13 protein-coding genes are annotated in these 18,892 nt (G+C 55.5%); 9 read left to right on the top strand and 4 right to left on the bottom strand.

Annotated elements, in window-relative coordinates; translation table 11 throughout:
- The first annotated feature begins 128 nt into the window (after window positions 1-128).
- From greB to feoC, 5 genes are all read left to right on the top strand, one after another.
- Window positions 129-602, top strand: coding sequence for a transcription elongation factor GreB (gene greB, locus AWR26_RS01735; protein ID WP_035888949.1), 474 nt, complete (start codon window positions 129-131; stop codon window positions 600-602).
- A 99-nt stretch (window positions 603-701) separates the two neighbouring features.
- Window positions 702-3,041 carry a Tex family protein gene (locus tag AWR26_RS01730; RefSeq protein WP_064568938.1) on the top strand — a complete coding sequence of 780 codons (2,340 nt, stop codon included), beginning with the start codon at window positions 702-704 and terminating at the stop codon, window positions 3,039-3,041.
- Window positions 3,042-3,530: 489 nt separating this feature from the next.
- A complete protein-coding gene (gene feoA, locus AWR26_RS01725) occupies window positions 3,531-3,758 on the top strand; it encodes a ferrous iron transporter A (RefSeq protein ID WP_064563202.1) in 228 nt (75 codons plus the stop codon).
- A 32-nt stretch (window positions 3,759-3,790) separates the two neighbouring features.
- Entirely contained in the window at window positions 3,791-6,109 is a 2,319-nt protein-coding gene (gene feoB, locus AWR26_RS01720; RefSeq protein WP_064563200.1) for a Fe(2+) transporter permease subunit FeoB, read from the top strand.
- Between the two features lie 11 nt (window positions 6,110-6,120).
- A complete protein-coding gene (feoC, locus tag AWR26_RS01715) occupies window positions 6,121-6,360 on the top strand; it encodes a [Fe-S]-dependent transcriptional repressor FeoC (protein WP_064563198.1) in 240 nt (79 codons plus the stop codon).
- A 33-nt stretch (window positions 6,361-6,393) separates the two neighbouring features.
- Here feoC and bioH read toward each other — a convergent pair whose 3' ends face one another.
- Window positions 6,394-7,164 (bottom strand): pimeloyl-ACP methyl ester esterase BioH, encoded by a 771-nt coding sequence (gene bioH / locus AWR26_RS01710; RefSeq protein WP_064563196.1) that lies wholly within the window; start codon window positions 7,162-7,164, stop codon window positions 6,394-6,396.
- A 38-nt stretch (window positions 7,165-7,202) separates the two neighbouring features.
- Here bioH and gntX point away from each other — a divergent pair, with 38 nt between their 5' ends.
- The 3 genes from gntX (at window position 7,203) to gntT (ending at window position 10,276) form a co-directional block, all read left to right on the top strand.
- Window positions 7,203-7,877: a DNA utilization protein GntX gene (gene gntX / locus AWR26_RS01705; RefSeq protein WP_064563194.1), complete on the top strand. Its 675-nt coding sequence runs from the start codon at window positions 7,203-7,205 to the stop codon at window positions 7,875-7,877.
- A gap of 58 nt (window positions 7,878-7,935) precedes the next feature.
- Window positions 7,936-8,511 (top strand): Fe-S biogenesis protein NfuA, encoded by a 576-nt coding sequence (gene nfuA / locus AWR26_RS01700; protein ID WP_007369733.1) that lies wholly within the window; start codon window positions 7,936-7,938, stop codon window positions 8,509-8,511.
- 448 nt (window positions 8,512-8,959) lie between these two features.
- On the top strand, window positions 8,960-10,276 hold the full coding sequence (gene gntT / locus AWR26_RS01695; protein WP_064563193.1) for a gluconate transporter: 1,317 nt from the start codon (window positions 8,960-8,962) through the stop codon (window positions 10,274-10,276).
- A gap of 67 nt (window positions 10,277-10,343) precedes the next feature.
- Here gntT and malQ read toward each other — a convergent pair whose 3' ends face one another.
- Both malQ and malP read right to left on the bottom strand, forming a co-directional pair.
- Entirely contained in the window at window positions 10,344-12,431 is a 2,088-nt protein-coding gene (gene malQ / locus AWR26_RS01690) for a 4-alpha-glucanotransferase (RefSeq protein ID WP_064563191.1), read from the bottom strand.
- A 9-nt stretch (window positions 12,432-12,440) separates the two neighbouring features.
- A complete protein-coding gene (gene malP, locus AWR26_RS01685; protein ID WP_064563189.1) occupies window positions 12,441-14,834 on the bottom strand; it encodes a maltodextrin phosphorylase in 2,394 nt (797 codons plus the stop codon).
- A gap of 581 nt (window positions 14,835-15,415) precedes the next feature.
- Between malP and malT the strand changes: the two genes are divergently transcribed.
- Window positions 15,416-18,121 carry an HTH-type transcriptional regulator MalT gene (malT, locus tag AWR26_RS01680; RefSeq protein ID WP_043956278.1) on the top strand — a complete coding sequence of 902 codons (2,706 nt, stop codon included), beginning with the start codon at window positions 15,416-15,418 and terminating at the stop codon, window positions 18,119-18,121.
- Here malT and AWR26_RS01675 read toward each other — a convergent pair whose 3' ends face one another.
- Entirely contained in the window at window positions 18,122-18,880 is a 759-nt protein-coding gene (locus tag AWR26_RS01675; protein WP_007369728.1) for a DeoR/GlpR family transcriptional regulator, read from the bottom strand.
- Window positions 18,881-18,892: the final 12 nt, after the last annotated feature.

The raw sequence follows: 18,892 nt of genomic DNA, 5'->3' as shown, positions 1-18,892 counted from the left end.
TTACAAAGCATATTTAACAGCAAGTTATATGCATTCAACGTCACATAAAACATGATTAATCCACACTTTACGCAATACCGTTTGTAAAGTCTGTACATCAAAGCGTGTCACAAACAGAAGGCCGAAGTATGAAAACGCCCCTGATCACCCGCGAAGGTTATGACAAACTGAAGCAGGAACTCGATTTTCTCTGGCGTCAGGAGCGCCCGGAAGTCACGAAAAAAGTGACCTGGGCGGCAAGCCTGGGCGATCGCAGCGAAAACGCTGATTATCAGTACAACAAAAAACGCCTGCGCGAAATAGACCGCCGGGTTCGTTATCTGACGAAATGCCTGGAAAACCTGAAAATTGTTGATTATTCACCGCAGCAGGAAGGCAAAGTCTTCTTTGGCGCATGGGTGGAGATCGAAAACGATGACGGCGATACTCTGCGCTTTCGCATCGTTGGCTACGATGAGATCTTTGGCCGCAAGGATTACATCTCTATCGATTCGCCGATGGCCCGCGCCCTACTGAAAAAAGAAGCGGGTGATGTGGCGGTCGTACAAACACCGGGCGGCGAAGCTACCTGGTACGTCAACGAAATCGAATATGTGAAATAACCGCCACAGAACAATCCAGGAACCACCCCGGCGACTGGCATTTTACAGTGCCAGTCCGTATAACTATCCGCTGATTTTGTTCAGAAGATGATGAAAGAAATGATGAATGATTCGCTCTGCCGCATTATTGCGGGTGAACTTCAGGCACGAACCGAACAGGTGGAATCCGCCGTTCGCCTGCTTGATGAAGGGAATACCGTGCCGTTTATCGCGCGCTACCGTAAAGAGGTCACCGGCGGTCTGGACGACACGCAATTGCGTCAGCTCGAAACCCGCCTTGGTTACCTGCGCGAGCTGGAAGAGCGCCGCCAGGCAATCCTGAAATCGATTGGCGAGCAGGGCAAACTCAGCGATGAACTGGCGAAAGCCATCAACGGTACGCTGAGCAAAACCGAACTCGAAGACCTCTATCTGCCTTACAAACCGAAGCGTCGCACGCGCGGGCAAATTGCGATTGAAGCCGGTCTCGAACCGCTGGCAGACCAACTGTGGAATGACCCGTCGCAGGATCCGGAAACGCTGGCCGCCACGTTTGTTGATGCGGATAAAGGTGTTGCTGACAGCAAAGCGGCGCTGGATGGCGCGCGTTATATCCTGATGGAGCGCTTTGCTGAGGATGCGGCCCTGCTGGCGAAAGTCCGTGACTATCTGTGGAAAAACGCCCATCTCGTGGCGACGGTGGTCAGCGGCAAAGAGGAAGAAGGCGCGAAATTCCGCGACTATTTCGATCATCACGAACCGGTTTCTACTGTTCCTTCGCACCGCGCGCTGGCGATGTTCCGCGGGCGTAATGAGGGCGTGCTGCAACTGGCGCTGAATGCCGATCCACAGTTTGACGAGCCGCCGAAAGAGAGCCACTGCGAGCAGATTATTATCGACCATCTCGGCCTGCGCCTGAATAACGCCCCGGCAGACAGCTGGCGCCGTAGCGTCGTGAGCTGGACGTGGCGCATTAAGGTCCTGATGCATCTGGAAACAGAATTAATGGGTACCGTGCGCGAACGCGCGGAAGATGAAGCGATTAACGTCTTCGCCCGTAACCTGCACGATCTGTTGATGGCCGCGCCGGCCGGGCTGCGCGCAACGATGGGGCTCGATCCGGGCCTGCGTACCGGCGTAAAAGTGGCGGTGGTCGATGCCACCGGCAAACTGGTCGCAACCGACACGATTTATCCGCACACCGGGCAGGCCGCGAAAGCGGCGGTTACTGTGGCGGCGCTGTGCGAGAAACACAACGTCGAACTGGTGGCGATCGGTAATGGTACGGCATCGCGCGAGACCGAGCGTTTTTACCTCGATGTGCAGAAACAGTTCCCGAAAGTGACCGCGCAGAAAGTGATTGTCAGCGAAGCGGGCGCATCAGTCTACTCCGCCTCTGAGCTGGCGGCGCTGGAGTTCCCGGATCTCGACGTTTCTCTGCGCGGCGCGGTGTCTATCGCCCGCCGTTTACAGGATCCACTGGCTGAGCTGGTGAAAATCGACCCGAAATCAATCGGCGTTGGCCAGTATCAGCATGACGTCAGCCAGACACAACTGGCGCGTAAACTCGATGCGGTCGTTGAAGACTGCGTGAACGCCGTCGGCGTTGATCTGAATACCGCCTCGGTGCCGCTGCTGACGCGCGTGGCTGGTTTAACCCGCATGATGGCGCAAAATATCGTCTCATGGCGCGATGAAAACGGTCAGTTCCAGAACCGTCAGCAACTGCTAAAAGTGAGCCGCCTTGGGCCGAAAGCCTTTGAACAGTGCGCAGGCTTCCTGCGTATTAACCACGGCGACAACCCGCTGGATGCTTCCACCGTTCACCCGGAAACCTATCCGGTGGTCGAGCGAATTCTGGCGGCAACCGCACAATCCCTGCGCGATTTGATGGGTAACAGCGCCGAGTTACGTAAGCTGAAACCGTCCGAGTTTACCGACGAGCAGTTCGGCGTGCCGACCGTCACCGACATCATCAAAGAGCTGGAGAAACCGGGCCGCGACCCGCGTCCGGAGTTCAAAACCGCGACCTTCGCCGAAGGCATCGAAACCATGAACGATCTGTTGCCGGGCATGGTGCTGGAAGGCGCAGTGACCAACGTCACCAACTTTGGCGCGTTCGTTGATATCGGCGTGCATCAGGACGGGCTGGTGCATATCTCCTCGCTGGCGGATAAGTTCGTTGAAGATCCGCATACGGTGGTGAAAGCGGGCGATATCGTGAAGGTGAAAGTGTTGGAGGTCGATCTGCCGCGTAAACGTATCGCATTAACCATGCGTCTGGACGAACAACCGGGCGACAGCAACAGCCGTCGCGGCAGTGGTAATGGTGCTAGTCGTGATGCCGGTAACCGGAACAGCGCGCGTCCGGCGAAATCACCGCGGGATCGCAGCCCTCAACCCGGCGGCAACAGCGCAATGATGGATGCGCTGGCGGCGGCGATGGGTAAAAAACGCTAATCATCTCCCCCTCTCCTACGGGGAGGGGTATTTTTCTGTGCAACCCCTTTGAAAAACGTATTTTCTTTTATCATTTCTACGCGCAATGATTATTAACGCATTATTTTTATTGATAATTTATATTCAAAATTATTAACCCATTTCTGTCATTGTATTATTTATATGCAGCACCTGACCCGCCATTTTCTCGTCGCATCACTTTTAAATATCAATAAAACATTATGTCTGGCGAATAAATAACAAACATTTCTTATGTGTTAATAATTTGTTTCGCTGCACAAAATACTATACGTGCTAATTATTGAGCTGCATCAAATTAAAATCGAATTGTGGTTTTGTTTAGTGCGCAGGTGCATTTTTATTATTGAAGATAAAAACTATTCTCATTACCATTGTTCGCATTGATTATTCTTTACTCTCTCTGGCTTACCGTGCGCTGTGTCTTCGCACGGCAAATATTGGTTCGCAGCAAGAAAATAAGTAGGCGCTATGCAATTCTCTCCTGAAAGCGTGTGGAAAATTACCGGCTTCTCACAGCAAATAAGCCCGGCCTGGCGGCAAAAACTATTGTCATTGGGTATGTTGCCCGGCTCATCTTTTAATGTGGTACGGGTGGCGCCATTAGGCGATCCCATTCATATCGAAACCCGCCGCGTTAATTTAGTGTTACGGAAAAAAGATCTCGCTTTTCTCGAACTGGAAGCGATTTCCCGTTAACCGGTCAGCTATGACATAGAGTGCTAAGCAAAATGAAAAAATTGACCATTGGTTTAATTGGTAATCCTAATTCTGGCAAGACGACATTATTTAATCAGCTAACGGGGGCTCGCCAGCGGGTTGGAAACTGGTCTGGCGTGACGGTAGAGCGCAAAGAGGGATTTTTCACCACAACCGATCACCAGGTTACGCTGGTTGACCTGCCTGGCACCTATTCGCTGACCACCATTTCGGCGCAAACATCGCTGGATGAGCAGATTGCCTGTCACTACATTTTGAGCGGCGATGCCGATCTGCTGATCAACGTGGTGGATGCCTCGAATCTTGAACGCAATCTTTATCTGACACTGCAACTGCTGGAACTGGGCGTGCCGTGCATCATCGCCCTTAACATGCTGGATATCGCGGAAAAGCAAAAAGTGCGCATCGATATTGATGCCCTTTCAGCCCGTCTTGGCTGCCCGGTGATCCCGCTGGTATCAACCCGTGGTCGCGGCATTGAAGCGCTGAAGCTGGCGGTGGATCGTCATCGCGCAAATGACAATATCGAACTGGTGCATTACGCCCAACCGCTTTCCCATGAAGCCGACGCGCTGGCCGCGCAAATGTCGGATGAGCTTCCGCTGCAGCAGCGCCGCTGGATGGGCCTGCAAATCCTCGAGGGTGATATCTACAGCCGCGCGAACTCGGGCATCAACAACCAGCAATTCGACGCTGCACTCGCCCGCCTGAAAGAGGGGATGGACGATCCGGCGCTGCATATTGCCGATGCGCGTTATCAATCAATTGCCGCCATCTGCGATACCGTCAGCAACACGTTAACGGCCGAGCCGAGCCAGTTTACCGCAGCCGTTGACCGCATTGTGATCAACCGCTTTTTGGGTCTGCCGATCTTTCTGTTCGTCATGTATTTGATGTTCCTGTTCGCCATCAATATTGGCGGCGCGTTCCAGCCGATCTTCGACGCCGGTTCAGTGGCGATTTTTATCCATGGCATTCAGTGGCTGGGCGCCACGCTGCACTTTCCGGAATGGCTGACAGTCTTCCTGGCACAGGGGCTTGGCGGCGGGGTGAATACCGTACTGCCGCTGGTGCCGCAGCTTGGCATGATGTACCTGTTTATGTCATTCCTCGAAGATTCCGGCTATATGGCGCGTGCGGCTTTTGTGATGGATCGGCTGATGCAATCGTTGGGGCTACCGGGAAAATCCTTTGTGCCGCTGATTGTTGGTTTCGGCTGCAACGTACCGTCAGTGATGGGTGCCCGTACGCTGGATGCGCCGCGTGAAAGGTTAATTACTATCATGATGGCGCCGTTTATGTCCTGCGGCGCGCGCCTGGCCATTTTCGCCGTCTTCTCGGCGGCATTTTTCGGCCAGCATGGTGCGATCATCGTCTTCTCACTCTACGTGCTGGGGATTGTGATGGCGATCCTCACCGGCTTGATGTTGAAATTTACCCTGCTGCGCGGTGAAGCCTCGCCGTTCGTGATGGAGCTTCCGGTCTATCATGTACCGCATCTGAAAAGCCTGCTGCTGCAAACCTGGCAGCGCCTGAAAGGCTTTGTGCTCCGCGCGGGTAAAGTCATCATTATCGTCAGCATTTTCCTCAGCGCGATGAATAGCTTCTCGCTGGATGGCCGTACGGTACATAAAATCGATGAATCTGCGCTGGCATCGATCAGCCGGGTATTTACGCCGTTGCTGGAGCCGATTGGCGTGCATGGCGATCACTGGCAGGCCACCGTCGGCCTGGTTACCGGCGCGATGGCGAAAGAAGTGGTCGTGGGTACGCTGAATACGCTCTATACCGCCGAAAATATTGAGCAAGCCAGCTTTAATCCGGCGGAATTCAGCCTGAGCGGCGAACTGATTGCCGCGCTGGAAGACACCGTGAAGAGCGTGCGCGATACCTTCAGCCTGAGCGTGCTGGCCAACCCAATCGAAGCCAGTAAAGGCGACGGTGAAATGGCAACGGGCACGATGGGCGTAATGAGCCAGAAATTCGGCAGCGCGGCCGCCGCTTACAGCTACCTGATTTTCGTCCTGCTTTACGTGCCGTGCATTACCGCGATGGGCGCAATCGCCCGCGAAGCGAGCCGCGGCTGGATGGGCTTCTCGGTGCTGTGGGGGCTGAATATCGCCTACTCACTGGCAACGTTGTTCTATCAAAGTGTCACCTTTGACCAGCATCCATTCTACAGCCTGACCTGCATTCTGGCGGTTCTCCTGTTTAACGTAGTAGTGATTGGCGCGCTGCGCCGGGCCAGAAGCCGGGTGGATATCAGTACGCTGACTACGCGTAAAACTGTCGCCAGTTGCTGTGACAGCCCGGCGGGCGACTGCCATTAAGGAGTGAAGCAATGGCATCATTACTTGAGATTCGCGATCTGCTGGCGCTTCGGGGCAGAATGGACGCGCAGCAGTTGAGCAGCACGCTGCGCACGCCCAGAGCGATGATTGATGCCATGCTGAGTCGCATGGAAGCGATGGGTAAAGTGATGCGTGTTCAGGAAGATGCTACCGGTTGTTTGACCGGTAGCTGTAAACAGTGTCCGGAAGGAAAAAGCGCCTGCCAGCAGGAGTGGTGGACACTGTGCTGAAGGCCCGATAAGCAGCACGCTACCGGGCGGCTTTCACAGCTTCGCTTTTAACGCCAGCAGGGTTTCGCAGAATTCGGCCGGATGCGAGATAAAAGGCGCATGCGCCGCTTTCGCAAACACAATCGATTCGCTTGCAGGCCACATCTCATCCAACACCGGTACGATTTTGCGCGGCACCAGCCCGTCGAGCCGCCCGTAGAGGCGTAAAAACGGCAGCGTCAGCGATGATAATGCTTCACGCAAATCCGCTGTTTTCAGGATCTCCAGCCCACCGTTCAGCACCTCAGCAGAAGGCATTTCCAGCGACAGCACGGCGTTTTTTAGCTGGCGCGCGTCCTGCCTTGCGGTTTCCGTTCCCAGCGTTTGCAGCGCGAGAAAACGTTCGACGGTACGTTGAAAATCCTCACTCAACTGATGCTGAAAACCGGCCAGCACTTCGGGTTTAATGCCCGCCCATTCGCCCTGTGCGCTGAAGCACGGCGAGGAGGCAACCGTCACCAGCGCGCTTACACGCTCCGGTGCCTGCAACGCTACGCGGCTGGCCACCAGCCCGCCAAGGCTCCAGCCCAGCCAAATCGCCCGTTCCGGCGCTTGCGCCAGAACAATATCAACCATCTGCCCAAGCGATAACGGGCTAAATCCCGTACTTCTGCCGTAGCCCGGTAAATCGACCAGATGCAGCGTAAAATGCGCACTCAGTTCCGGAGTTATGCAATCCCATACCTGGGCATTCAGTCCCCAGCCGTGCAGCAGCACAAGATGACAATCGCCTTCACCTTTGGTTTGCCACCAAATGTCTTTCATCCGCTATCGTTCCCTTTCTTCACACAAGGAGGTGGAACATGCTAACAGTGCCGGGCTTGTGCTGGCTATGCCGAATGCCGTTAATGCTCAGTCACTGGGGGATCTGTTCGGGCTGCGCCCGCGCGATGCAAATGCAGGGAAAAATTTGCCCTTTGTGCGGTTTACCTGCCGCTCATGAAAATGTTCCCTGCGGCCGTTGCCTGCAAAAACCGCCGCCCTGGCAGCGGCTCATCGCGGTGGGTGACTACGCGCCGCCGCTCAGTACGCTGGTACAGCAGTTTAAATTTCATCCGCGCCCGGAGCTTGCCAGCCCACTGGCGCGACTATTGCTGTTGAGGGTGATACAGAGCGGTAAATGTCCGGTACCGGACCTGCTTCTCAGCGTTCCGCTACATGCCCGACGCCAGTGGCGGCGCGGGTTTAATCAAAGCGATTTACTGTGCCGACCGCTGGCGCGCTGGCTGTCATGCCGCTATTCGCGCACGGCGCTTAAGCGTCTGCGGGCAACGCCGGTGCAGCATCATTTAAGCGCCAGGCTACGCAGGCAGAACCTGAAAAATGCTTTTCGCCTTGAATTGCCAATAGCCGGGCTCCATATCGTTCTGGTGGATGATGTCGTCACGACTGGCAGCACTGTTGCGGAGATCTCCCGGCTGCTTTTGCGCAGCGGCGCAGCGACTGTTCAGGTCTGGTGCCTGTGTCGAACCTTGTAGACCCTCGATGATGGGCGTATTATAACCAAGTAAAATAGTCAACTATTAGGCCATTGCTATGATCCGTATTTCCGACGCTGCCCAGGCGCACTTTTCCAAACTGCTGGCAAATCAGGAAGAAGGGACACAAATCCGCGTATTTGTGATTAACCCAGGTACGCCAAACGCTGAATGCGGCGTCTCTTATTGCCCGCCAGATGCGGTTGAAGCGACCGATACCGCGCTAAAATTTGAACAACTGGTTGCCTATGTCGATGAACTGAGCGCGCCGTATCTGGAAGATGCGGAAATTGATTTTGTGACCGATCAATTAGGTTCCCAGCTCACGCTGAAAGCGCCAAACGCTAAAATGCGTAAAGTTTCCGACGACGCGCCGCTGATGGAGCGCGTTGAATACCTGCTGCAATCGCAGATCAACCCGCAGCTGGCTGGCCACGGCGGCCGCGTCACCCTGATGGAGATCACCGACGAAGGCTACGCCATTCTGCAATTTGGCGGCGGCTGTAACGGTTGCTCCATGGTCGATGTCACGTTGAAAGAGGGGATCGAGAAGCAGCTGCTGACTGAATTCCCGGAACTGAAAGGCGTGCGCGATCTCACCGAGCACCAGCGCGGCGAGCACTCCTACTACTAAGCCTGTTCGGCAGAGTATTGCCCGGTAGCGTGAAAACGTGCCGGGCCTGCCTGTTATCAGGCTCAACCAACCGGCGCGCTAATCCTCCGCACAAGGGTTATCTTCAGCACATCTCACCTGCACCCGATCCGCTTTCTACCTGTTATCTCAGGCTGTTACCCGTATCTTTGCGCGCGTTTCCTGCCCTTTAAAGCAAACTAGTTCCCCGGCGTTAATATGACGCATGTCTCAGATCTCACATTTAGATCGGCGGGGTGATTCTCTTTTCAAGGATGTTACCCGTATCATTCCAGCCAGCACCAACAAGATAAAAACATCCGACTACAATTTTTAGCAATGGATGTCCAGCCGTAATGGTGCCGCAGTTCGCCCTTCCCGGTTCGGGAGCTTTTAGCGGCTGCCAAGAAACACTGACGTTACCCATAACAAATTAAAGGCCAGGTAAATCATGCCATTAGTCATTGTCGCTATCGGTGTTGTCCTCTTACTCCTGTTAATGATCCGTTTCAAACTCAACGGATTTATCGCTCTGATTCTGGTGGCGCTCGCCGTCGGGATGATGCAGGGCATGCCGCTGGATGCCGTTATCAAATCGATTAAAGCGGGCGTGGGCGGTACGTTGGGCAGTCTTGCGCTGATCATGGGCTTCGGCGCCATGCTCGGTAAACTGCTGGCAGACTGCGGTGGCGCACAGCGCATCGCCACTACGCTTATCGAAAAGTTCGGTCGTAAACACATTCAATGGGCCGTTGTGCTGACCGGTTTCACCGTCGGTTTCGCGCTGTTCTATGAAGTCGGTTTTGTGCTGTTGCTGCCGCTGGTATTTACCATCGCCGCCTCTGCACGCATTCCGCTGCTGTACGTTGGCGTACCGATGGCGGCAGCCCTCTCTGTGACGCACGGCTTCCTGCCGCCGCACCCGGGCCCGACAGCTATCGCCACCATCTTCCATGCGGATATGGGTAAAACACTGCTGTACGGCACGCTGCTCGGTATCCCGACCGTGATCCTCGCAGGCCCGGTCTATGCGCGTTTCCTGAAAAACATTGATAAGCCGATCCCGGAAGGTCTGTACAACTCTAAAACCTTTACCGAAGAAGAGATGCCAGGCTTTGGCGTCAGCGTCTGGACTTCCCTGGTGCCGGTGATTCTGATGGCGCTGCGCGCGGTTGCGGAAATGCTGCTGCCGAAAGGCCATGCGATTCTGCCTTATGCAGAGTTCTTCGGCGACCCGGTGATGGCAACCATGATCGCGGTACTGATTGCGGTCTTCACTTTCGGTCTGAACCGCGGCCGTTCTATGGATGACATCAACGACACGCTGACCTCATCCATCAAAATCATCGCCATGATGCTGTTGATCATCGGCGGCGGCGGCGCGTTCAAACAGGTGCTGGTTGATAGCGGCGTGGATAAATACATCGCTGCCATGATGCATTCCACGAACCTCTCTCCGCTGTTTATGGCCTGGTCAATTGCTGCGGTACTGCGTATTGCGCTGGGTTCCGCAACCGTTGCAGCTATTACCGCAGGCGGTATTGCCGCACCGCTGATCGCGACCACCGGCGTCAGCCCGGAACTGATGGTGATTGCCGTTGGCTCCGGTAGCGTGATTTTCTCTCACGTTAACGATCCGGGCTTCTGGCTGTTCAAAGAGTATTTCAACCTGACCATCGGTGAGACCATGCGTTCATGGTCGGCGCTGGAAACCATTATCTCGGTGTGCGGCCTGGTGGGTTGTCTGCTGCTGGGAATGGTGGTCTGATTTTCAATTGCCCGGTGGCGCTTACGCTTACAGGACAACAAAAAGCCCGGATATCCGGGCTTTTTTATTAACGTTTTCTTCCGGCTTTGCGCCGTCGGTCGAGATCTTTAATCAGCTTGTTAACCTTCTCATCGCTAAACATCGCTTCCAGCGATACCGACAGCTTACGTCGCCAGTTTTTGTACTGATAACTGGTGCCCGGAATGTTCACCGGCCCCGGCATGTCCAGCCAGTCTTCCGGCTGCAACCCCAGTAATGCGCTGTTGCTGTCGGCAATATAGCGCTGCATCCCGCGATTGAGGATTGCCGTCATCGGCATGCGCGACGCTTTATGCCCGGCGCGTTTCGGCAGGCAACCATGCTGATGCAGCGCATCCAGCAGCCCCTGCTTCGCCCGTTCGCGATCCTGATACAAACCGCGCAGTACCTCTTCGTCGGGATATAACCCCAGCGTTTTGCCGAGGGTTAAATCGCCGCTCTCCCAATAACCGCGCAGGGTCGGAAGATCGTGCGTCGTCGCTACCGCCATCGACTGCTGCGGCCAGGCCTGCGGCGCACGGAAGTTTTTCTGATGATCGTTTTCGAAGTAGAGCACTTTGTAGGAGTAGACGCCGCTGCTACGCAGCTTGCCGACAATCTCTACCGGCACGGTTCCCAGATCTTCGCCAATCACCATGCACTGATGCCGCTGGCTTTCCAGCGCCAGAATGGCCAGCAGGTCATCCACCGGATATTGCACGTAAGCACCGTGATCCGCCGTTTCGCCGTACGGGATCCACCACAGACGCAGCATCGACATAACATGGTCGATACGTAACGCGCCGCAGCTGGTCATATTGGCACGCAGCAGATCGATAAATGGCGCATAGGCGCGCGCACGCATTACGTGCGGATCCATCGGCGGCAGCCCCCAGTTTTGCCCAAGCGGCCCCAGAATATCCGGTGGCGCGCCGACGGAAGCTTTCAGACAGTACAGCTCACGATCGCACCAGGTTTCTGCACCGCCTTCCGCCACGCCGACCGCCAGGTCGCGGTAGAGGCCGATGGGCATCCCATTGTGTTGGCTGGTTTCCCAGCACTCCGCAAATTGGGTATAAGCCAGCCACTGCAACCAGAGATAAAAATCGACCTCATCAGCATGCGCCTTGCAGAAGGCTTTTACCTGCGGGCTGCGGGTAGATTGAAACCCTTCCGGCCATACCGGCCAGCCCCAGCGCAGCACATCTTCTTTCACCTGATTCGCATGCAGCGCGTCAAACGCAGCCTGCCAGTAAAGGCTTTCGCCCTGCTGTTCAACAAAGCGGCGAAACGCGGCTTGCTGCGCGTCATCATCCGCACGCTGGCGGAAACGCCGCCATGCAAGGCTCAGCGCCGCCAGCTTCAGCGCCGTCACCGAGGCGTAATCCACCCACTCCGCATCGCGCGCGGCGCGCAAGGTTTGTTGAGTAGTGGGAAGTTGCCACCACGCCTGCACCTCTTCGCTGTCGCGGAAATCCGCCACTGCGTTAACGTCGATATAGATAATATTCAGCCAGCGCCGTGATGAAGGGCTATAGGGACTGGCGCTCTCCGGATTCGCCGGGTAGAGCGCGTGGATCGGATTGAGGCCAATAAATGCCCCACCGCGCTGCGCCACATCGCCGAGCATCTTTTTCAGGTCGCCGAAATCCCCTATCCCCCAGTTATCATTTGAACGCAGGGTGTAGAGCTGAACACAGGCGCCCCACAACTTTTTACCTTCCAGCAGAGCCTGAGGCTCATAGCAGCGGGCAGGTGCGATGATCAACCGGCACTGCCAGCGCTGCGTCTGCTGTTCCAGCGTCAGCGTGTGATAGCCCAGCGCCAGACCGCCTGGCAACGGCAGATTTTCTCCGCCGTTGACCTGGCCCTGGTACTGCTTGCCAGCTTCTGTGACCAGTTGCCACTGGAAACTCCCTTTGCCTGCCACCGGCAACGTTTTCTTTTTGCCGTGGATAAATACCTGCACGGCAGGAACCGGCGGTACGCTGAGCGCCGTTGCGTTTGCAGCGTGCATTGCCGCCAGCAAACGCTGTTTTGTCTGCGCCGTAATGGACTGCGGCTTACCGTGCGCATTGATGTAGTTTGGGCTGATCCCCGCCGCCAGTGCGGCCTGTTCCAGACGTTTACTCTCCATCGCGCTTCCTTAGCGTTTTGCCTGCCAGATGCGGGTTTGATAATCGCGGATTGAGCGGTCAGAGCTAAACATACCGCAGCGCGCCGTGTTCAGGATCGCCGCACGAGTCCAGGCTTCCTGGTCGCGATAGAGCACATCCACCTGCTTTTGCGCCTCCACATAGGCCGCAAAATCCGCCAGCACCAGGTAGGGATCGCCCCCCTGTTTGCCAATGCTATGCAGCATCTGGTCAAAAGCATGTTTATCCCCATCGCTGTACTTCCCGCTTTCAAGCTCCTTCAGCACCGCATCCAGCAGCTTATCTTTTTTACGCCATTTCAGCGGATCGTAGCCTTTGGCTTTCAGCGCTTTCACCTGCTCCACCGTGTGGCCGAAGATAAAGATATTCTCTTCGCCAACCTGCTCAGCAATTTCAACGTTCGCGCCGTCCAGCGTACCGACGGTCAGCGCGCCATTCAGCGCCAGCTTCATGTTGCCAGTACCAGAAGCCTCTTTGCCCGCCGTGGAGATCTGCTCCGATACATCCGCCGCCGGGATCAGCTTCTCCGCCGCCGAAACACAGTAATCCGGCAGGAATACCACTTTCAGCTTGTCACCGACCTTCGCATCGTTGTTAATCACTTCCGCCACTTTGTTGATGGCAAAGATAATGTTTTTCGCCAGGTAGTAGCCCGGCGCAGCTTTGGCGCCAAACAGGAAGACGCGCGGCACGCGGTCGGCTTTCGGGTTTTCGCGAATCTCTTTGTACAGGGCGAGAATATGCAGCAGCCCAAGGTGCTGGCGTTTGTATTCATGTAGACGTTTGATCTGGATGTCGAACAGCGCCTGCGGGTTGATCTCAATACCGGTACGGGCTTTGACGAACGCCGCCAGCCGCACTTTGTTTTGCTGTTTAATCTCGCGATACTGCTTGCGGAATGCCGCGTCGTCGGCGTACTTCTCCAGATTGATCAACTGATCGAGATCGTTGGCCCACTCTTTTTTCAACGTTTTGTCGAGCAGCGCGGCCAGTAACGGGTTGCACTGCTTGATCCAGCGACGCGGCGTGATGCCATTAGTGACGTTATGGAATTTGCCCGGCCAGAGCTGGTGATATTCAGGGAACAGATCCTTGACCACCAGATCCGAATGCAACGCCGCCACGCCGTTAACCGCAAACCCGCCCACCACGCAAAGGTTCGCCATGCGAACCTGTTTGTGATGCACCACCGCCAGTTTTGCCCATACCGCGTCGTCGCCCGGCCAGGTTTTCTCGACCAGCAGCTTAAATTTGTCGTTGATCTGTTTGATGATTTGCATGTGCCGCGGCAGTAGCGCTTTGACTAACGTTTCATCCCAGCACTCCAGCGCTTCCGGCATCAGCGTATGGTTGGTATAGGCAAACGTCCGGCTGGTGATCGCCCAGGCATCGTCCCAGCTTAGCTGGTGCTCGTCGAGCAGCACGCGTAGCAGTTCCGGAATGGCGATAGTCGGGTGCGTGTCGTTAAGCTGGATCACTTCGAAATCCGGCAACTGCGCCAGTTTGCGCCCTGCCAGATGGTGACGACGCAGAATATCGGCAATCGAACAGGCGCACTGGAAGTATTGCTGCATCAGACGCAGCTTTTTCCCGGCCTGGTGGTTGTCGTTCGGGTAGAGCACTTTTGTCAGCTTTTCCGCGTCGATCCCGGTTTGCTCGGCGCGCAGGAAATCACCGTCGTTGAATTTGGTCAGATTGAAAGGATGAGCATGTGTCGCCTGCCATAAACGCAGCGGCTGCGTCACGCCGTTACGGTAGCCAATAACCGGTAAATCCCAGGCTTCGCCAATCAGCGTAAAAGCGGGCTGCCACTGTCCGGATTTGCTCACCTTGCCGCCAATCCCCACCTGCACATCCAACTGCTCGTTATGGCGGAACCACGGGTAGCTGCGGCGATGCCAGTCGTCCGGGGCTTCATGCTGTTGCCCATCAACAAAAGACTGGCGGAACAGACCGTACTGATAATTGAGGCCGTAGCCGGTCGCCGACTGGCCAACCGTCGCCATCGAGTCGAGGAAACAGGCCGCCAGACGCCCCAGACCGCCGTTACCCAGCGCCGGATCGATCTCCTCTTCCAGCAGGTCGGTCAGGTTGATGTTGTGTTCCTGCAATACCGCGCCAACATCCTGATACCAGCCCAGGTTCAACAGGTTATTGCCCGTCAGGCGGCCAATCAGGAATTCCATTGAGATATAGTTAACGTGGCGCTGCCCTTTCGCCGCTTTCGGCGCGGGCTGCGCCGCCAGCAATTCTGCCAGCGCACCGCTCACCGCTTGCCACCACTGCCGGGTTGTCATGTCACCGGCAACCTGAATCCCTAAACGCTGCTGCTGGCGCGTGAGCGCCGCTGCAAATTCCGCTTTATTAAACGTTGGCTTTGACATAAAGAATCCGGGTCCTGTAATGAAGTAAATCGACGTTTGCGTTAGTGTGCCTGGCTCGGTTTATGACTTCCTCATCCTGCCAGGGATTAGCCGGGGAGGAGCAGCGGGGATGAGCAAAAAGTGTGATCGCCGCCACCTAAAGGTAGCGTTTTTTTCGCACGTTATTCAATCAAATTGACTGGAAATTGTTCAATAAAAATGAAATATCGTTTCGGGGGAAATTAGTTTTAGTTACGCATTAAAAGCAGAAAAAATAATATTCACTTCACTATCGCTAATCAATTTTTGCTATTAGTGCGTTTTGTCTGATATGCCGGTTAATAATGTGAACAAACCCTTACTACATGTATAACTATTAAGCCCTCTGCCATGCGTAGCGCGCCAGCCGTGCCCCGGCTATTTTTCGTCTTTTTCTCCTTAACTATTCATGAAATAAATAGAAATGTGACATAGTGCAAATTCACAATCGTTAGATCCGGACATAACTTGCAATATTTCTTCATCTGACCGACCTTATTAGTATTAATTACGAAGCGCAAAAAAAATCACCCCCTCCGTTTTCGCACAGTGAAGTGATAACTATGTTGATTCCGTCAAAATTAAGTCGCCCGGTTCGTCTCGACCACACCGTGGTTCGGGAGCGCCTGTTGGCTAAACTTTCCGGCGCGAACAATTATCGCCTTGCGCTGGTGACCAGCCCTGCGGGTTACGGAAAAACCACGCTCATTTCGCAATGGGCAGCCGGAAAAAATGATGTCGGCTGGTTCTCCCTCGATGAAGGGGATAACCAGTTGGAGCGTTTTGCCAGCTACTTTATCGCTGCGGTTCAGCAGGCGACGGGCGGGCATTGCGTCAGCAGCGAGGCGATGGCGCAAAAACGCCAGTACGCCAGCCTGCAATCACTCTTTTCCCAGTTGTTCGTTGAATTGACAGAGTGGCAGCGTCCACTGTTTCTGGTCATCGACGATTATCATCTGATCACCAACCCGGTGATTCATGATGCAATGCGTTTCTTTTTACGCCATCAGCCGGAAAACCTGACGCTGATTGTGCTGTCGCGTAATTTGCCGCAGTTAGGCATCGCCAACCTGCGCGTACGTGAACAACTGCTGGAAGTAAGCAGCCAACAGCTCGCCTTTACCCATCAGGAAGCAAAACAGTTTTTTGACTGCCGCCTGACGTCGCCGATTGAAGCAGCAGAAAGCAGCCGCCTGTGCGACGACGTTGCTGGCTGGGCGACAGCGCTGCAGCTTATCGCCCTCTCCGCGCGGCAAAACCACAGCGCCCCGCATCAGTCCGCACGCCGTCTTTCCGGCATTAATGCCAGCCATCTCTCCGATTATTTGGTGGATGAAGTGCTGGATAATGTCGATATCGATACGCGTAAGTTTCTGCTGAAAAGCGCCCTGCTGCGTTCGATGAACGACGCGCTGATCGTCCGCGTGACCGGTGAAGAGAACGGGCAAATGCGGCTCGAAGAGATTGAGCGCCAGGGGCTGTTTTTACAACGTATGGACGATTCCGGCGAATGGTTCAGTTACCACCCGCTGTTTGGCAATTTCCTGCGCCAGCGCTGTCAGTGGGAACTGGCGACTGAATTGCCGGATATTCACCGCGCCGCGGCGGAAAGCTGGATGGCGCAAGGTTTCCCCAGTGAAGCCATTCACCACGCGCTGGCGGCCGGAGACGGCATTATGCTGCGCGATATTCTGCTGCATCACGCCTGGGGGTTGTTTAATCACAGCGAGCTGAGCGTACTGGAAGAGTCGCTGAAAGCGCTGCCGTGGGAAAGCCTGCTGGAAAATCCGCGTCTGGTACTGTTGCAGGCCTGGCTGATGCAAAGCCAGCACCGTTACAGTGAAGTGAATACGCTGCTGGCGCGCGCCGAGCAGGAGATGACCACACAAATGGACGCCTCGTTGCACGGTGATTTCAACGCCCTGCGCGCCCAGGTAGCGATTAACGATGGCGATCCGGTGGAAGCGGAACGGCTGGCGATGGTGGCGCTCGACGAGTTGCCGCTGGCTAACTATTACAGCCGTATCGTAGCGACCTCCGTACATGGTGAAGTGCTGCACTGCAAAGGCGAGCTGACCAGTTCGCTGTCGGTGATGCAGCAAACCGAGCAGATGGCGCGTCGCCACGATGTCTGGCACTACGCGCTGTGGAGCCTGATCCAGCAAAGCGAAATCCTGTTCGCGCAGGGGTTTCTGCAGGCGGCCTGGGAGACACAGGAAAAAGCCTTTACGCTGATCCGCGAGCAGCACCTTGAGCAACTGCCGATGCATGAATTTTTGCTGCGCATTCGCGCCCAGTTACTGTGGGCGTGGGCGCGGCTTGATGAGTCCGAAGCGGCGGCGCGCCAGGGGATAGAAGTGCTCTCCGCCATGCAGCCGCAGCAGCAGTTGCAATGTCTGGCGTTGCTGGTGCAAAACTCGCTGGCGCGCGGCGATCTGGATAATGCCCGCAGCCATTTGAACCGGCTGGAGAATCTGCTCGGCAACGGTCAATACCACAGCGACTGGGTGTCGAATGCCGATAAAGTACGGGTGATCTACTGGCAGATGACCGGCGACAAAAAGGCCGCCGCGCAGTGGCTGCGCCTGACGCCAAAACCGGAGTTTGCCAATAACCATTTCCTGCAGAGCCAGTGGCGCAACATCGCCCGTGCGCAGATCCTGCTGGGCGAGTTTGATCCCGCAGAGATGGTGCTGGAAGAGTTAAATGAAAACGCGCGCAGCCTGCGCTTGATGAGCGACATCAACCGCAATTTGTTGCTGCTCAACCAGCTTTACTGGCAGGCCGGGCGCAAAAACGACGCGCAGCGCGTGCTGCTGGAAGCGCTGCAACTGGCTAACCGCACCGGATTTATCAGTCATTTTGTGATTGAAGGCGAAGCGATGGCACAGCAGTTGCGCCAGTTGATCCAGTTGAACACGCTGCCGGAGCTCGAACAGCATCGCGCCCAGCGTATTTTGCGCGACATCAACCAGCATCACCGGCATAAGTTCGCGCATTTCGATGAGAATTTCGTCGAACGCCTACTGACGCATCCGGATGTGCCGGAGCTTATCCGCACCAGCCCGCTGACCCAGCGCGAATGGCAGGTGCTGGGGCTGATCTACTCTGGCTATAGCAATGAACAGATTGCCGGCGAGCTGGACGTCGCCGCGACGACCATTAAAACTCACATCCGCAATCTTTATCAGAAACTGGGCGTCGCCCATCGTCAGGATGCCGTGCAACACGCACAGCGGCTGCTGAAAATGATGGGCTACGGCGTGTAATTAGCACAGCTCCAGTTGCACGTTGTTGTGGTTGATCACCTGTAATACTCCGGCTGGCGGCATGGCATCGGTGTACACCGCATCCACAAGGCCAATGCTGCCCATATTCACCATCGCGTTACGGCCAAATTTCGAGTGATCAACCACCAGCATGACGTGACGCGAGTTTTCAATGATCGCGCGCTTGGTGCGCACTTCGTGGTAGTCGAACTCCAGCAGCGAGCCATCCGCATCAATGCCGCTAATGCCGAGGATGCCGAAATCGAGGCGGAACTGAGAGATAAAATCGAGAGTCGCCTCGCCAACGATGCCGCCGTCGCGGCTACGCAGTTCGCCGCCCGCGAGGATCACGCGGAAATCCTCTTTCTTCATCAGGGTATTCGCGACGTTCAGGTTGTTGGTCACAATGCGCAGATCGCTGTGTTCCAGCAGCGCATGGGCGACGGCTTCCGGCGTGGTGCCAATGTCGATAAACAGTGTTGCGCCGTTCGGGATCTGTTCTGCTACCTTGCGGGCAATACGCTCTTTTTCCGCCGTCAACGTTGATTTGCGATCGTGCCAGGAGGTGTTCACCGAGCTGGAAGGCAGCGCCGCGCCGCCGTGGTGACGCAAGATTTTGTTTTGATCCGCGAGGTCATTCAGATCGCGGCGGATGGTCTGCGGGCTGACGGAAAATTGTTCAACCAGCTCTTCGGTACTGACATATCCCTGTTGTTTAACCAGTTCAATAATCGCGTCATGACGCTGTGTTTGTTTCATGAAATGTCCCTG

It is taken from the genome of Kosakonia oryzae, assembly GCF_001658025.2.
Classification (GTDB): domain Bacteria; phylum Pseudomonadota; class Gammaproteobacteria; order Enterobacterales; family Enterobacteriaceae; genus Kosakonia; species Kosakonia oryzae.
This window is presented reverse-complemented; position numbering and strand designations above follow the sequence as displayed.

What these genes read in the sequence shown, in the direction of transcription:
- feoA (WP_064563202.1), top strand. Translation starts at nt 3,531, where the DNA reads ATGCAATTCTCTCCTGAAAGCGTGTGGAAAATTACCGGCTTCTCACAG.
- malP (WP_064563189.1), bottom strand. Translation starts at nt 14,834, where the DNA reads ATGTCAAAGCCAACGTTTAATAAAGCGGAATTTGCAGCGGCGCTCACG.
- nfuA (WP_007369733.1), top strand. Translation starts at nt 7,936, where the DNA reads ATGATCCGTATTTCCGACGCTGCCCAGGCGCACTTTTCCAAACTGCTG.
- gntX (WP_064563194.1), top strand. Translation starts at nt 7,203, where the DNA reads ATGCTAACAGTGCCGGGCTTGTGCTGGCTATGCCGAATGCCGTTAATG.
- AWR26_RS01675 (WP_007369728.1), bottom strand. Translation starts at nt 18,880, where the DNA reads ATGAAACAAACACAGCGTCATGACGCGATTATTGAACTGGTTAAACAA.
- malT (WP_043956278.1), top strand. Translation starts at nt 15,416, where the DNA reads ATGTTGATTCCGTCAAAATTAAGTCGCCCGGTTCGTCTCGACCACACC.
- feoC (WP_064563198.1), top strand. Translation starts at nt 6,121, where the DNA reads ATGGCATCATTACTTGAGATTCGCGATCTGCTGGCGCTTCGGGGCAGA.
- malQ (WP_064563191.1), bottom strand. Translation starts at nt 12,431, where the DNA reads ATGGAGAGTAAACGTCTGGAACAGGCCGCACTGGCGGCGGGGATCAGC.
- feoB (WP_064563200.1), top strand. Translation starts at nt 3,791, where the DNA reads ATGAAAAAATTGACCATTGGTTTAATTGGTAATCCTAATTCTGGCAAG.
- AWR26_RS01730 (WP_064568938.1), top strand. Translation starts at nt 702, where the DNA reads ATGATGAATGATTCGCTCTGCCGCATTATTGCGGGTGAACTTCAGGCA.
- bioH (WP_064563196.1), bottom strand. Translation starts at nt 7,164, where the DNA reads ATGAAAGACATTTGGTGGCAAACCAAAGGTGAAGGCGATTGTCATCTT.
- gntT (WP_064563193.1), top strand. Translation starts at nt 8,960, where the DNA reads ATGCCATTAGTCATTGTCGCTATCGGTGTTGTCCTCTTACTCCTGTTA.
- greB (WP_035888949.1), top strand. Translation starts at nt 129, where the DNA reads ATGAAAACGCCCCTGATCACCCGCGAAGGTTATGACAAACTGAAGCAG.